9 protein-coding genes are annotated in these 14,738 nt (G+C 52.8%); 8 read left to right on the top strand and 1 reads right to left on the bottom strand.

All coding sequences use genetic code 11. The features are described 5' to 3' along the window. The first annotated feature begins 118 nt into the window (after window positions 1-118). The 8 genes from ychF (at window position 119) to DWY57_RS15125 (ending at window position 11,984) form a co-directional block, all read left to right on the top strand. Complete coding sequence (gene ychF, locus DWY57_RS15090; RefSeq protein ID WP_057097379.1) at window positions 119-1,222, top strand: redox-regulated ATPase YchF; 1,104 nt, start codon at window positions 119-121, stop codon at window positions 1,220-1,222. 77 nt (window positions 1,223-1,299) lie between these two features. After that, window positions 1,300-2,112 (top strand): carboxypeptidase-like regulatory domain-containing protein, encoded by an 813-nt coding sequence (locus tag DWY57_RS15095; RefSeq protein WP_117599894.1) that lies wholly within the window; start codon window positions 1,300-1,302, stop codon window positions 2,110-2,112. A 14-nt stretch (window positions 2,113-2,126) separates the two neighbouring features. After that, on the top strand, window positions 2,127-3,047 hold the full coding sequence (locus tag DWY57_RS15100) for a ketopantoate reductase family protein (protein WP_117599895.1): 921 nt from the start codon (window positions 2,127-2,129) through the stop codon (window positions 3,045-3,047). Between the two features lie 86 nt (window positions 3,048-3,133). Next, on the top strand, window positions 3,134-4,030 hold the full coding sequence (lgt, locus tag DWY57_RS15105) for a prolipoprotein diacylglyceryl transferase (protein ID WP_117599896.1): 897 nt from the start codon (window positions 3,134-3,136) through the stop codon (window positions 4,028-4,030). Then, window positions 4,027-4,980, top strand: a complete 954-nt coding sequence (locus tag DWY57_RS15110) for a LytTR family DNA-binding domain-containing protein (RefSeq protein WP_117599897.1) — start codon at window positions 4,027-4,029, stop codon at window positions 4,978-4,980. The genes lgt and DWY57_RS15110 overlap by 4 nt, the downstream gene beginning before the upstream one ends. A 142-nt stretch (window positions 4,981-5,122) precedes the next feature. Continuing rightward, window positions 5,123-7,234, top strand: a complete 2,112-nt coding sequence (locus DWY57_RS15115; protein WP_117599898.1) for an outer membrane beta-barrel protein — start codon at window positions 5,123-5,125, stop codon at window positions 7,232-7,234. Between the two features lie 112 nt (window positions 7,235-7,346). Further along, window positions 7,347-9,683: an alpha-xylosidase gene (locus tag DWY57_RS15120; RefSeq protein ID WP_119962004.1), complete on the top strand. Its 2,337-nt coding sequence runs from the start codon at window positions 7,347-7,349 to the stop codon at window positions 9,681-9,683. A 123-nt stretch (window positions 9,684-9,806) separates the two neighbouring features. Further along, window positions 9,807-11,984: a glycoside hydrolase family 3 C-terminal domain-containing protein gene (locus tag DWY57_RS15125; RefSeq protein WP_119962005.1), complete on the top strand. Its 2,178-nt coding sequence runs from the start codon at window positions 9,807-9,809 to the stop codon at window positions 11,982-11,984. Between the two features lie 111 nt (window positions 11,985-12,095). On the opposite strand, the gene DWY57_RS15130 is transcribed toward DWY57_RS15125, so the two are convergent. Continuing rightward, window positions 12,096-14,723: a glycoside hydrolase family 78 protein gene (locus DWY57_RS15130; RefSeq protein WP_119962006.1), complete on the bottom strand. Its 2,628-nt coding sequence runs from the start codon at window positions 14,721-14,723 to the stop codon at window positions 12,096-12,098. Window positions 14,724-14,738 lie beyond the last annotated feature (15 nt).

Genomic DNA, 14,738 nt, shown 5'->3' on the forward strand with positions numbered 1-14,738 from the left:
AGTGAAGATAGGCCGCACCTCAGCATAAAAAATGAACGCGTTCATTTCATTCTGCCTTCGGTTTGCACTATCTTTGCATCCAATTAACTGAACAATAACTAAAAAACGAGATAACACTATGGCATTAAAAGCTGGTATCGTGGGCCTTCCCAACGTAGGAAAATCCACTCTTTTCAACTGCTTGAGCAGCGCAAAGGCACAAGCGGCAAACTTCCCGTTCTGTACAATCGACGCCCAAATGGGGCAAGTGTCCGTACCCGACGAACGACTGACGAAGCTCGCCGAGCTGGTTCACCCGGGGCGTATCGTACCCGCCGTGTGCGACATCGTAGACATTGCCGGACTGGTGAAGGGCGCCAGCAAAGGTGAAGGACTCGGCAACCAATTCCTGGGCAACATCCGCGAGTGTGACGCCATCATCCACGTGCTGCGCTGCTTCGACAATGGCAACATCGTCCACGTGGACGGCTCGGTGAACCCCGTACGCGACAAGGAAATCATCGACACAGAGCTGCAACTGAAAGACCTCGAAACCGTGGAAAACCGCATCAAGCGCGTAGAGAAAATAGCCAAGGTGGGTGGCGACAAGGCGGCAAAGATAGAGTACGAACTCCTGCTCCGCTACAAGGATGCCTTGGAACAAGGGCAAAGCGCCCGCACCGTCATCCCGCAGAACGACGACGAGGAACAATGTGCCAAGCAGATGTTCCTGCTCACCACCAAACCCGTGCTGTACGTCTGCAACGTGGATGATGTCAGCGCCGCCGGCGGCAATCAGTACGTAGAACAGGTGCGCGAAGCCATCAAGGGCGAGGATGCGGAACTCATCATCATCTCCGCACAGACCGAAGCCGATATTGCCGAACTGGAGACATACGAGGAAAAACAGATGTTCCTCGAAGACCTAGGACTGAAAGAAAGCGGTTGTAACCGCTTGATTAAAGCTATCTACAGCCTGCTGAATCTCGAAACCTTCATCACTGCCGGAGAGATGGAAGTAAAGGCATGGACCTATCGCAAGGGATGGAAAGCGCCGCAATGCGCCGGCGTTATCCATACGGATTTCGAGAAAGGGTTTATCCGGGCAGAGGTCATCAAGTATGAGGATTATATCAAGTATGGCAGCGAAGCAGCCGTGCGCGAAGCCGGAAAGTTGGGTGTGGAAGGCAAGGAGTATGTGGTGCAGGATGGGGACATCATGCACTTCAGGTTCAATGTGTAATGATATTCATTCCAGATGGCAATGTACTTTCTTTGTACATTGCCATTTTCTAATAAACTCCATACAATAACAATACTGTGAAACAGATTATCTTCCTTTTATTCTTATTGTCCTGTACTGCCGTTTATGCACAACAGCAAGACTCAGTAACCATTCACGGACGGGTGACTGATTACAACGGACAGCCGATAGACAGTGCCAGCATCTGGTGGCAAAACCCGCAGTTCAATGACATCATAGAAGCCATAACCGACAAAGACGGGCATTACACGGCCCGTATACCCAAAGGGAAATATCAAAGTGCAGCCTCTATTTATCTGCCCTCCTATGCACACATTGCCATGAAAAGCGGGCTGCCCGAGACTGAACACCGCCTGGAATTCTGGGCCTGGGATTTCATCGCCGACCGCGACACTACACTCGACATACGTTATCATCGTATGGAAGCTTATGGCCTGCGTGCTTTCCGCATCCCCGGAGCCATGCCTACTTATCAGATATACGTCCGTCCCATGAGCTTGACACGTACCTACCAATGGATGAAAGAAACAAAGCCCGAGTCATTGGTACACGGTGAAAACCTGAGTGACATTGAGCAACAAGAACAAAACGAAGAAGCCAAAGAATGCCAGATGGCTCCCCGCCCCGGGCAACTGAAAGTCACCGTCTGGATAGACGGCGAGAAAGTCCCCGTGCTGATGAAGCAGGAAATAAAAGAATATTTCGACAGCAACGAATATGGCAACGCCTATCTATTGACAGTAGACATGCCCAAGCATCCCAGAAAAGACCTTCCCTACCGTATCTTCAAAGTAGAGCTGGAAGACATGGAGAACGGTGACCGGGGCGAAGGGCTTTACTATATGGAAAAGGAAAACTACGTTCAATAAACCATACACAACAAATGGCAAACAGTAATCTGAAATACCTCATAGCAGGTACCGGCGGCGTAGGCGGAAGCATCGCCGCCTTTCTTTCATTATCCGGCAAAGACGTCACTTGCATTGCACGCGGCGAACACCTTGCCGCCATACGCGGGAACGGTCTGCAACTGCACTCCGATTTGAAAGGTGAACATTGTCTGAAAGTGGCGACATTTACCGCAGAAGAATTCCAAGGCAAAGCGGATGTTATCTTCGTCTGCGTCAAAGGTTATTCCGTAGACTCCATTACGGAACTCATCAAACGTGCCTCACACGAGCGTACAGTGGTAATCCCCATCCTGAATGTTTACGGAACCGGTCCCCGTATCCAACGGTTGGTCCCCGGCGTCACAGTGCTCGACGGCTGCATCTACATCGTAGGATTCGTATCCGGACGGGGAGAAATCACGCAGATGGGAAAGATTTTCCGGCTCGTCTACGGAGCACACCGCGGCACGATTGTTTCCCGTGAAACATTGGAAGCCGTGCAACGCGATTTGCAGGAAAGCGGCATCAAAGCCGAAATCTCCGACGACATCAACCGGGACACATTCGTCAAGTGGTCCTTCATTTCTGCTATGGCCGTCACCGGAGCCTATTACGACGTACCTATGGGCGAAGTCCAGAAACCGGGCAAAGTGCGCGACACCTTTATCGGACTGTCACAAGAGAGTGCAGCTTTGGGCAGGAAGTTGGGTATAGAATTTAAGGAAGACATCGTGCAGTATAACCTCAAAGTAATAGACAAACTCGCCCCCGAAAGTACCGCCTCCATGCAGAAAGATATGGCCAAAGGGCATCAGAGCGAAGTACAAGGCTTGTTGTTCGACATGATTACGGCTGCAGAGGCACAAGGGATTGAGGTGCCGACGTATAGGATGGTGGCGGAGAAATTCAAATAAACTGCCACAATGAACTGCCAAACGAGATAATTTCATACCTTTGTCCCGAACAACCCCGTAATTCAGTAATTTAATTCTTCATAAATATGCTATCACTACTCACCATCAACTGGAACCCCGACCCCGAACTATTCAACTTCTTCGGCATATCCATCCGCTACTACGGTTTGTTATGGATTATCGGCCTCGCTTTTGCCTACCTTATCGTGCAACACCAGTACCGCGACCGCAAAATAGACGAAAAGAAATTCGAACCTCTTTTCTTCTATTGCTTCTTCGGCATACTGATAGGCGCACGACTGGGCCACTGCATATTTTACGACTGGGCCTACTACCAAGACCACTTCGTTGAAATGATTCTCCCCATCAAGCAGACCGCCGCAGGATGGAAAATGACGGGTTACACCGGCCTTGCCAGCCACGGCGGCACGCTGGGCCTGATTATCGCCCTCTGGATGTACTGCCGCAAGACGAAGATGCACTACATGGACGTGCTCGACATGATAGCCGTTGCCACTCCCATCACCGCCTGCTGCATCCGCCTTGCCAACCTGATGAATTCCGAAATCATCGGCAAACCGACCGACGTGCCCTGGGCATTCATCTTCGAACGAGAAGACATGTTGCCCCGCCATCCGGCACAGCTCTACGAAGCCATCGCCTACTTCATTTTCTTCTTGGGAATGGTCTGGCTATACAAACGCGGGCAGAAGAAACAAGAGAGCAAACTTGAAACAGATTTCAGCACCACCAAGCGGAAATCAACCACCTTGCAGGCCGAAGCCTCCCTGCCCTATCACCGCGGTTTCTTCTTCGGACTCTGCCTGACGGAGATTTTCACCTTCCGTTTCTTCATCGAGTTCCTGAAAGAAAACCAGGTGAACTTTGAGGACAACATGACGCTGAACATGGGCCAGTGGCTCAGTATCCCGTTTGTGATTATCGGGGTGTATTTCATGTGTTTCTACGGGAAGAAGAAATGAAACACGGCCCCTTCTTCTATGCGCTCTACACCGGAGTGGCATGCATCATTATCATGGTGCTGCTACAGCCCTTCGGCATAGACCGGGTGGAGCACTACAAGTACCCCATCATCGTGGGCTATGCCGTATTGTCTGCCATCACCTATCTGCTGGCGAGCTTGCTGACAACCTACGCGCTGCGAATGCCGCGACGGGAAGAATGGGACTTCAAACGCAACATTGCCGTCGGACTGCTTATCTGCCCCATTATGGGAGCTTTCATCTGTTGCTATTCTGCATGGGCCTACGCCGGAGACATCCGGCAAGGCTGGTTTTATCCCGACGGACGTTTCACGCTGAAAGCGTTCTGGATAAACAGCGGATATACACTCATCATCTCTTTCTTCCTCACTTTGTTCAGCTACTATATGGAACACAGCCGCCAGCTTGCCAAGCGCCTGCAGGAGGTAATGGAACTGAACGAGGCACTGGCCAAGGAAAAGAAGAAACAGAACCTGCAGATGCCGGAAGAAGCCTCCTCCGAAGCCTGCAGAATTTCCGGTAACCCCACTGCTTCCGGTTCCGCGGAAAGCGCCGCTTCCCCCGAACACATTAAAACAGCCGACAGCCCTCTGCATTTGGAAGGCAACAGCCGGGAGACAGTGGAACTGAAATCGCCTGCAGAACTACTCTTCGTGGAGTCGGACGGGAACTATGCCCTCGTGCACTATCTATATGAGGGAAAAGAAGTACACAAAGCCTTGCGCTGCACCCTGAAGCAGATGGAAGAACAACTGCAAGGAGTGCAAGGCATCATGCGCTGCCACCGAGCCTACATTGTGAATATAGCCCACGTAGAGCATGTATCGGGTAACGGACAAGGTTATCGGCTGACCCTGAAAGCCACCAAAGAGCAAGTCCCCGTATCGCGCCAATACGCCGCAGCCATCTACCGGAGCATCCGTATTTAAGTCCATTCATCCCTCCATTCGTCCCAAACAGCCGTCACACATCACCTTCAGCCGTCGTCTGTCCCACATTCTTGCCCCTACCGGGATTCATCCATAGCTTTGCCAACGGATTTCAAAACGAAAAACTAAAAAGCAAAGTTATATGAACAGAAGAATCGTACTTATCCTCCTCGCACTGGCAGCAACCATCGCTGCCGCACACGCACAGAAAATGACAGAAACCTATCATCAGGACAGTCTGCTGATAGACGTAGAAACCCAAGAAGTCGTAGTGCAAGCCTCTCCCTGCCTCCGGCGCGGCGACCGGAACATCTATTTCCCTACCGCACAGCAGAAGCAGCTTTCCACCAACGCACTGGGACTGTTGGAGAAGATGCAGCTCAACGGCCTGCAAGTGAACAGTCTATTCAACACTGTAGAAGTATCGGGCGGCGGCACTCCCGTCTTCTGCATCAACGGCCGTCCTGTGGAACTGAAGGACATCCTTGCCCTGAAGCCCGATGAAGTGGCGCGTGTGGAGCACAACGACAATCCCGGCGCACGCTTCAAGGATGCAGCCGTCGTCATCAACTACAAGCTGAAACAGAGCATGCAGGGAGGCGGATTCATGGCAGACCTGATGGAGGCCGTGAACACAGTATATGGCGTGAACCGCGTTTCCGGGAAATACAACCACAAGGCATCGGAGTGGAGCGTAAACTACGACATGCAACATGCCGCTTTCAAAGAGTTCTACAACGAGAACCGCGAAGAATACCTCTTCGACGACAACCGCCACGTGCTGCAGCAAGAAGAAGGAATCCCCGGCCGCCTGCGCTATAACCACCACTGGCTCACCCTGAACTACAATTACCTAAAAGCGGACAACCGGATGCTGAACGTGGCTTTGCGCGGCAAGTACCTCAACACGCCCAAGTCCGAACTGGACAGCCGCCTCTACAACCCCGAACTCTCCACTTCCCCCTTGGAATTGCTCAACCACAGCCGCGACCACTCCGCCACAACCGCCCTCGACCTCTACTATCAACACAACCTGCCCCGCCGACAGACGCTCATCCTCGACTTCACCGGCAGCTACACCGACACCGACAGCCGCCTGGACTATCTGATAAGCCAAGACAATGCCTCTTCTCCCCTGAGTCGCCTCAGCAACAACGTGGACGGCAAGAAGTACGCCCTCATCGCTGAAGCCCTCTACGAGAAGTCCGCCTCCCCCACCGACACGTGGAGCATCGGCCTGAAGCAGACCTACGGCTACGCCAACAACCGCTACTTCGGCACCGAGAACACGGAGAACCGCCTGCACAACTCAGAACTCTACCTCTACACCGAATGGAACCGCAAGATGGAAAAATGGAACCTGTCCGTAGGTATGGGCGGCAGCTACCTCCGGGCAAGCCAAGAAGAGCAGTCTTACCATCGCCTGCTGCTGCGCCCCATCCTCCGTGCCGGATTCACCCCCTCGGACCGCTTCACCATCCGATATCGGGGCAGCGTGGAGAGCATCGCCCCCACCCTGGCCGAGCTGAGCTGCGTGGAGCAGCAACTGGACTACTACCAGCTGCGCCGCGGCAATGCCCTGCTCACCCCTTCCACCGAATACCGCAACCGGCTGACCCTAGACTACCACCGCACCGACTGGAGCACCGCCCTCAACCTCAGCTTCCACTACCGCAACAACCCCATCATGGAGCAGACCCGGCAGGAGCAGAACCTCTTTGTACGCGAGATGGCCAACCAGGACAGCTGGCAGAAATGGAACGCCGAATACGAATTCCGCTACCAGCTGATGCACGGACTGATTTCGCTGCGTGCCGCCCTCGGCATGGACTACTTTGACAGCCGCGCCGCCGACTACCACCACACGCACTGCAACCTCTACGCCGTGGTCAACGCCCAAGCTGCCTACAAGTGCATGGCTCTCACCTTCAACCTGCGCACCCACCGTCCCACCCTCTACGGCGAAACGCTGGCCTTGGGCGAAGACCTGCACGACATCGCTCTGACCTACTTCAAGAAGCGTTTCAGCCTTACCCTTGCCATGAACAATCCCTTCATGGACAACTACCGCATAGGCAGCGAAAACTGGAACCGCCGGGCCGGGAATACCAGCTACCAATACGTCAACGAAACCTCGCGTATGCTGCTGGTGAAAGTGACCTACGGCATGGACTTCGGACGAAAACGCAAGACTGCCGCCAAGCGCATACAGAACGAAGATACGGACACCGGCATCCTTAAAGGAAACAAATAGAAGCAAAATAAACATTTCAGCCCCACATAAGCAACATACCTGCCCCTTTCATCTGTGTGGATTTCTCTACTTTTACGGCATCGAAACAGTAACCGTAAATCATATATTTATCATGAAAGAGAGACAACTGATGAAAGGGGCAGCTTTTATGCTGCTGGCAGCAACTGCCACCCCGCCCGCGCATGCCCAACTGAAAACAAATGCCGGCGTGCAATACCTGCTTTCCCAGTCGAAAGACATGAGCCAGGATTTTCTGGACCTCAGCAACACCTATTTCTTCGCCGACAGTCTGGTATCGTTCGACACCTCCACCGGTAAAGGAACCGTCCAGTGGAAACGCCAGCAACTGATGCCCCGCCAGGCATTCAATGCAAACACTTACCTGCACCAGCCCCTCCAGTCGCTGGACTTCCCGGAGACCGCCTACGACAATAACCCGCAACTGACGTTCACCGTCGAGCCGGTCAGCGAACGTACCCTCCGCATCCGTATGCTCACCTCGCCCATCGTGCCGAAAGAAGATGCTGACGACCCCATGCTCATAGGAAAGCCCGCCGACGGACGCTCCTTCTGGAAAGCCGAGAAGACGGACAAAGGTACGCTGTACACCTCCCGATACGGCAGCCTGCTCATCCAGAACTATCCCTGGCGTCTGGTACTGAAAGACGCCGACGGACGCCTGCTGACACAGACCCGTTGCTGGAGCGACAACGACTCTACGCAGGTCAAGGTACCTCCATTCAGCTTCATCAAGCGCGGCTCGGACAACTCACGCAGCATCAATCCCGTATTCAGCCTCGCGCCGAACGAGAAAATCTACGGTTGCGGCGAGTCCGCCACCGCACTGAACAAGGCCGGGCAGAAGGTCAACCTCTTTGTCACCGACCCGCAGGGCCCCGAAACCCCGGACATGTACAAGCCCATCCCCTTCTTCTTCAGCAACCGTGGCTACGGCATGTTCATGCACACTTCCGCCCCCGTGACCTGCGACTTCGGCTGTTCCTACATCGGAGCCACCAAACTCTTCATGGCAGACGAAGCGATGGACATCTTCATCTTCCTAGGTTCGCCGAAGGAGATGCTGAGCGAATACACCGCACTGGTAGGACGGCCCGAAATGCCCCCCTTGTGGAGCTTCGGCACCTGGATGAGCCGCATCACCTACTTCAGCGAAGCAGAGGGCCGCGACGTAGCCCGGAAACTGCGTGAGAACAAGATACCGAGCGATGTCATCCACTTCGATACCGGCTGGTTCAGCGTGGACTGGCAATGCGACTACGCCTTTGCCGCCGACCGCTTCGACAATCCCCGGCAGATGCTCACCGACCTGAGGTCACAAGGTTTCCGCACCTGCCTCTGGCAACTTCCCTATTTCACTCCGAAAAACAAGTTCTTCCCTGAGTTGGTAGAACGCGGTCTGTACGTGCGCAACGGCAAGGGACAGCTCCCCTACGAGGACGTGGTGCTGGACTTCACCAACCCCGAAACCGTGCAGTGGTATCAAAAGAAGCTCGGCAACCTGATTGAAATGGGTGTAGGCGCCATCAAAGTAGACTTCGGCGAAGGTGCCCCACTGGATGCCATCTATGCCAACGGCCGTAGCGGACTATACGAACACAACCTCTATCCCCTGCGCTACAACAAGACCGTGGCCGAGGTAATCAAGAAGATACACGGCGAAAACATTATCTGGGCACGTTCCGCATGGGCAGGCTCACAACGCTACCCGCTGCACTGGGGCGGTGACGCCGCCACTACCGAAACCGGTTTCGAGGGAACCATCCGCAGCGGCCTCTCCATCGGACTGAGCGGATTCTGCTTCTGGAGCAATGACATAGGCGGCTTCGTGACCCAAAGCCCCGAAAGCCTCTACCGCCGCTGGCTGCCCTTCGGCTTCCTCACCAGCCACAGCCGCGTGCACGGAGCACCTCCCACCGAGCCGTGGTACTACGGGAAAGAGTTCACAGACTATTTCCGCCGTTGTGCCGAACTGAAGTACAAACTGATGCCCTACGTATATGCACAATCCAAAGAGTGCACCGAAAACGGCTGGCCGATGCTCCGCGCCCTGCTGCTGGAGTATCCCGACGACCCGGGTGCATGGCTGGTAGAGGACGAGTACATGTTCGGTTCCAATCTCCTCGTGGCACCCATGCTCGAAGAGGGCAGCGGACGGGATGTCTACCTCCCCGGACGGCAGAAATGGATAGACTACCAGACCGGAAAGGTGTATGCTCCGGGATGGAACCATATCGAGTGCGGCACCCTGCCCATCATCATTCTTGTAAAGGACGGTTCGGCCATCCCCCATATCCCCGTGGCACAATGCACAGACCAAATGAAGTGGGACAAGATTACGTGGAAGAAGTATCTGGCAGACGAAAAGAAAGCCGAAGGGTTGCTCTGTCTGCCGCAGGACGGACGGTTGCAACGAATGTCCATCCCATAATCCCCTATCCTTTCATGTACGAGATGCACATCTCGTGCAGACAAAAGGTATAGATTGAGATAACAACCAAGAATGTTTGCTATGACAACTCACTACATTGAATCCATTAAACCCTAATGAACCATGAGAAACAAGTCACTACTCCTCATTTTCTCTCTGCTGCTTTGCCTGCAGACAAGCGCACAACAAACACAAGCCTTCCAAGATACCACGCTCACCGACGAACAGCGCGTAGACCATCTTCTTTCCATCCTGACATTGGATGAAAAGATAAACCTTCTTTCCACCGACCTCGGTGTCCCCCGCCTCAACATTCCCCGTTGCGGACACTACGAAGGACTGCACGGGCTGACCCTCGGCGGGCCTGCCATGTGGGGCGGACGCCAAAGAACGGAAGATGGGAAAGTAGTCCCCACAGACTGCCCCACCACCATATTCCCCCAATCCTACGGTCTGGGCTCCACATGGGACACCGATTTGGTGCAGAAAGTAGCGGAACAAGCCGCTGAAGAAGCCCGCTACTACATGCAGACCACCGGTAACAAGCGTCATGCCCTCGTGATGCGCGCTCCGAATGCCGACCTTGCCCGCGACCCGCGCTGGGGACGTACCGAGGAGAGTTTCGGAGAAGATGCTTTCCTCACCGCCCAACTCACCATTGCCAGCGTACGCGGCCTGCAAGGCAATCATCCCCGCTACTGGAAAACTGCCTCTCTGATGAAACACTTCCTTGCTAATAGTAACGAGGACGGACGGGACAGCACTTCCTCCGACTTCGACACGCGGCTGTTCCATGAATACTACGCTTATCCTTTCTATAAAGGCATCACCGAGGGAGGCAGCCGCGCCTTCATGGCCGCCTACAACAGTTGGAACGGCATCCCCATGTCCATCCATCCCTGCCTCAAAGAGATTACCCGCAAGCAATGGGGCAACAACGGTATCATCTGTACGGACGGCGGTGCCCTGAAACTGCTGATTGAAGCGCACAAGAGTTTTCCAAGCTTTGCGGAGGGTGCCGCTGCCGTAGTAAAAGCCACCACAGGACAGTTTCTCGACGTATACGTTCCTTACGTCAAGGAAGCGCTGGAAAAGGGATTGCTGACCGAAGCCGACATTGACAAAGCCATCCGCGGGAACATCTTCGTCGCCCTCAAGCTTGGCTTGCTGGACGGGGACCACTCCCGTAACCCTTATCTCTCCATCGGAAAGGACAGTACGCAGGCACCGCCTTTCATGACAGCAGAAGCCCGCAGGCTGGCACGGGAAGTCACCGCCAAGTCCGTGGTATTATTGAAAAACAAGAATCTCCTGCCACTCGATGCCGGAAAGCTGCGTAAAATAGCCGTTATAGGCCCGTATTCGGACAAAATCGTACAAGACTGGTATAGTGGTACCCCGCCTTACGAAACAACGATTCTGAGTGGCATACGCAATGCTGTGAAAGAAGGAACCGAAATCATCCACGCCGAAGACAACCGCATGGGCCAGGCGGAAAAGGCTGCCGCAGCCGCCGACATCGCCATTGTATGTGTAGGAAACCATCCTTACGGCACACGTGCGGACTGGAAGTTCTCTCCCGTCCCCAGTGACGGCCGCGAAGCCGTGGACCGCAAATCGCTGATGCTGCCCGATGAAGACTTGGTGAAGCTGGTGCTCAAAGCCAATCCCAATACCATACTGGTGCTCGTCAGCAGTTTCCCCTACACCATCAACTGGAGCCAGGAGCACGTGCCTGCCATCGTTCACATCACCCACTGCAGCCAGGAGCAGGGCAACGGACTGGCCGACGTACTCTTCGGCAAGGTAAATCCAGCCGGACGTACCGTACAGACGTGGGTGAAAGACATCATCGACCTGCCCGACATGATGGACTACGACATCCGCAACGGACGTACGTATATGTACCACCAAGGCCCTGTGCTCTATCCTTTCGGCTATGGTCTGAGCTATTCCGACTTTACGTACGAGAAGATTGAATCCGTCAAGCAAGACAAGAAGAACATCCGCGTGACGGTATCAGTGAAGAATACCAGCGGACGCGACGGAGAAGAAGTCGTACAGCTCTATGCCAGCTATCCGGACTCCAAAGTGGAACGTCCTTCCAAGCAGTTGCGCGCCTTCAAGCGTATCCCCATCAAGGCCGGCGAAACCCGGGAAGTGACGCTTACCGTTCCCAAAGAGGAGCTCGGCTATTGGAACGAAGGAAAGCAGATGTTCGTTGTAGAACCCGGAACGGTGAAGCTGCTGATAGGGGCTTCGTCGGAAGATATACGGTTGGAGGGAAAGATCAGGCTATAAGAATGAAAAAGCCATCCCTTAACATACCGACTATAAAAATTAGCGAGTTATGCCACAACAACGTGGCAAACCCGCTAATTACATATTTGCAAGCATAAATGAAGTACAAGGTCACTTTACAATAAACTCATATCTTCCTGCCGCCAGTTCCACCACCCGTACATTCTCGGCCTTGTCAGGTAAAGTGAGTGTAGCTGTACTGTTAGCGGGCACTGTAACTTCATAATGCACACATTTCCCTTTCCATTCCCAGCGAGAAACAATTTCACCGTAAGGCGACCGATGACGAGCTTCAAACCGTTTCAATCCCTTTATGAAATGGGGACGGAGCAGAATGTTTTGAAAACCAGGTTGCGCGGGATCAGGGAAAATACCTCCCAGCCCCTTGTAGAACCAAGCACCTATTTCACCGAACATCATATGATTGTCCGAGATGTCACGAGTAGCCTGCAAATCCCAGTTCTCGAGCAGCGTAGTGGCACCGTTCACCATCCACCAACCCCATGAAGGATAAGTGTCCTGTACAGCCACCTTATAAGCTGTTTCAGCATAACCATTTTCGCTGAGTGCATTCAGAATAGCTTTAGCTCCTAATACACCCACATCCAAGTGAAAACCGTCCTCCTCTACCTTATGTGCCAAGTTAGCTGCCACTTTTCCTATCAACTTTTCGGGCACAATCTTCCATTGCAAGGGAACACTCAATTCGGTTTGTGAACCTTCGGCATAGATGCCTGTTTCTCGATTCAGGAACTTATCATTGACAGCTTGCTTTATCTCCTCCGACAAGGCATTATAATATTCGTAATCGGCCTGTTTGCCGAAGAGTTTGGCAGCAGCGGCCAAAATCTTGGTATCTACATAAAAGTAGACCGAGGAAGTCAGCTCTTTATTGGATTTTGACTTCACCGGCACCCAGTCTCCGCGCCCCCACGTAGTGAGATGATTGTTAGAGATACGCTCCACATAATCCACATAACGTTTGATGCTCTCGTAACAATCGCTCAAGGGCTTGCTATCACCGTAGAAGAGGTAGATATTCCAAGGGATGATGGCAATAGTACTAGTCCAGTCCAGCCCGTTGTCTGTACCATATCCCCATCCACCAGTTGGAATAATATCGGGCAGCACTCCGTTGGGCTGCTGTTCGTCACGATGGTCGGCCAACCATTTTTCGTAAACGGTAATTCCATCAAAGTTATAAAATGCTGCCTCAATGGCAAAATGACCGTCACCAGTCCAACCGTTCTTCTCGCGCTGAGGGCAATCGGTGGGGTAGCCCATCAGATTGGAAAGGTAAGAGTGATTGGCAGCATGGAGCAGCTTGCCTATCAGTGGACTCGAAGATTCCAAGCTACCTACTGCCGGCACATCACTGTGCATGAAGTAAGCAATCAAGCTGTTTTGGTCAAGCTCAATAGGCTTATCTGCCACTACCTCCACATAACGAAATCCCTTGTAATTAAATCGGGGCATGAACTCATCCTCTTCTCCACTCAGAATGAGAATGTCCGTCTGAAAAGGGTCTTTCTCCTTATCGCCTCGAAAGTAGACATCAATGTTCGAGAGATCGAGGCGGCCATTTGGATGTAAGCGTTCGCCATGTTTGATTCTGACCTCCGTTCCCCGTTCACCCGAAACATGAATACAAGTCACACCGGACATATTTTGCCCGAAATCATAGATGTATGTTTTCTCGTCCACTTTGCGGAAAGAGACGGCGGGGAAAATCTTTACATTACGGATGGGATGTACTTGCTGGGCAGTGACATTGGAAGAAGGTACACTCCGATAGGCTACTCCGCGCCACTTGGAATCATCGAATTCCGGAGTGCTCCATCCTTTCTGCTCCAGACGTGCATCGTAGTGCTCGCCAGTATAGATACTATTAAAAGTGATTGCACCCGACGCTGTCCGCCAACTGAGATCGGTGGGAATAGTCTCCACGCTTCCATCGGTGTAGGTAATGCGCAAGTCCAGACAGAAAGTGGGACGGTTGCGCCAAGGGGCACGGTCGAAGTCCCACACTGCTTTGGATTGATGGTTATACCAGCCGTTACCCAAAAGTACGCCAATAGCGTTGTCACCATTCTGTAATTGTGAAGTCACATCATAAGCCACATACAAGTTGCGGCGATCAAAGCGGGTATAGAGAGGGGCAAGGCAGTGGTCTCCTATCTTCTCGCCATTGATGTAAAGCTCATATAGTCCAGCAGCGGCAATATAAGCACGCGCTGACTTTACCTTTTTGCCGGTCTTGAACTCTTTTCGGAAGTAAGGGGCAGGCCCATAATGAATATCCTTGCCATCGCCAATCCAAGCACCTTGCCAATGTTGCATCCCCATCATGCCCGTTTCAAAGTAAGAGACAGGAGAAGCAGTCTCCTTATATTCCATGTCGCTGCAGATTACTTTCCAATAATATCTAGTGAAAGGCTGCAGTTTTTTGCCCGCATAGGCCACAAGCTGATTACGGGAATCGTTCTTTCCACTATCCCACATCCTGCCACAGCCATTGACCACATTCAACGAGTCTTCGTCTACCACAATCCGCCAGGAAGTCTGCACAGCTCCCTGCCTACCATCTTCCATCCGCCAAGAAAGGCGTGGAACGGGATTATCCAAACCTATAGGTCTGTCAAGATGTTCGCTCCTCAGATCAACCAAACGAACCGGAGTCTGCCCTTGTACAGTAATGCAAGCAAAGAATGTGAATAGAAGCAGTATATTTCTTTTCATAACTCCATTGTTTAT

The sequence above is a fragment of the Bacteroides sp. AF25-5LB genome (genome assembly GCF_003602965.1).
Taxonomy (GTDB): domain Bacteria; phylum Bacteroidota; class Bacteroidia; order Bacteroidales; family Bacteroidaceae; genus Bacteroides; species Bacteroides uniformis.

Coding starts and splice junctions, on each gene's coding strand:
- DWY57_RS15115 (WP_117599898.1), top strand. CDS start 5,123: ATGAACAGAAGAATCGTACTTATCCTCCTCGCACTGGCAGCAACCATC.
- DWY57_RS15120 (WP_119962004.1), top strand. CDS start 7,347: ATGAAAGAGAGACAACTGATGAAAGGGGCAGCTTTTATGCTGCTGGCA.
- DWY57_RS15100 (WP_117599895.1), top strand. CDS start 2,127: ATGGCAAACAGTAATCTGAAATACCTCATAGCAGGTACCGGCGGCGTA.
- DWY57_RS15125 (WP_119962005.1), top strand. CDS start 9,807: ATGAGAAACAAGTCACTACTCCTCATTTTCTCTCTGCTGCTTTGCCTG.
- ychF (WP_057097379.1), top strand. CDS start 119: ATGGCATTAAAAGCTGGTATCGTGGGCCTTCCCAACGTAGGAAAATCC.
- DWY57_RS15130 (WP_119962006.1), bottom strand. CDS start 14,723: ATGAAAAGAAATATACTGCTTCTATTCACATTCTTTGCTTGCATTACT.
- lgt (WP_117599896.1), top strand. CDS start 3,134: ATGCTATCACTACTCACCATCAACTGGAACCCCGACCCCGAACTATTC.
- DWY57_RS15110 (WP_117599897.1), top strand. CDS start 4,027: ATGAAACACGGCCCCTTCTTCTATGCGCTCTACACCGGAGTGGCATGC.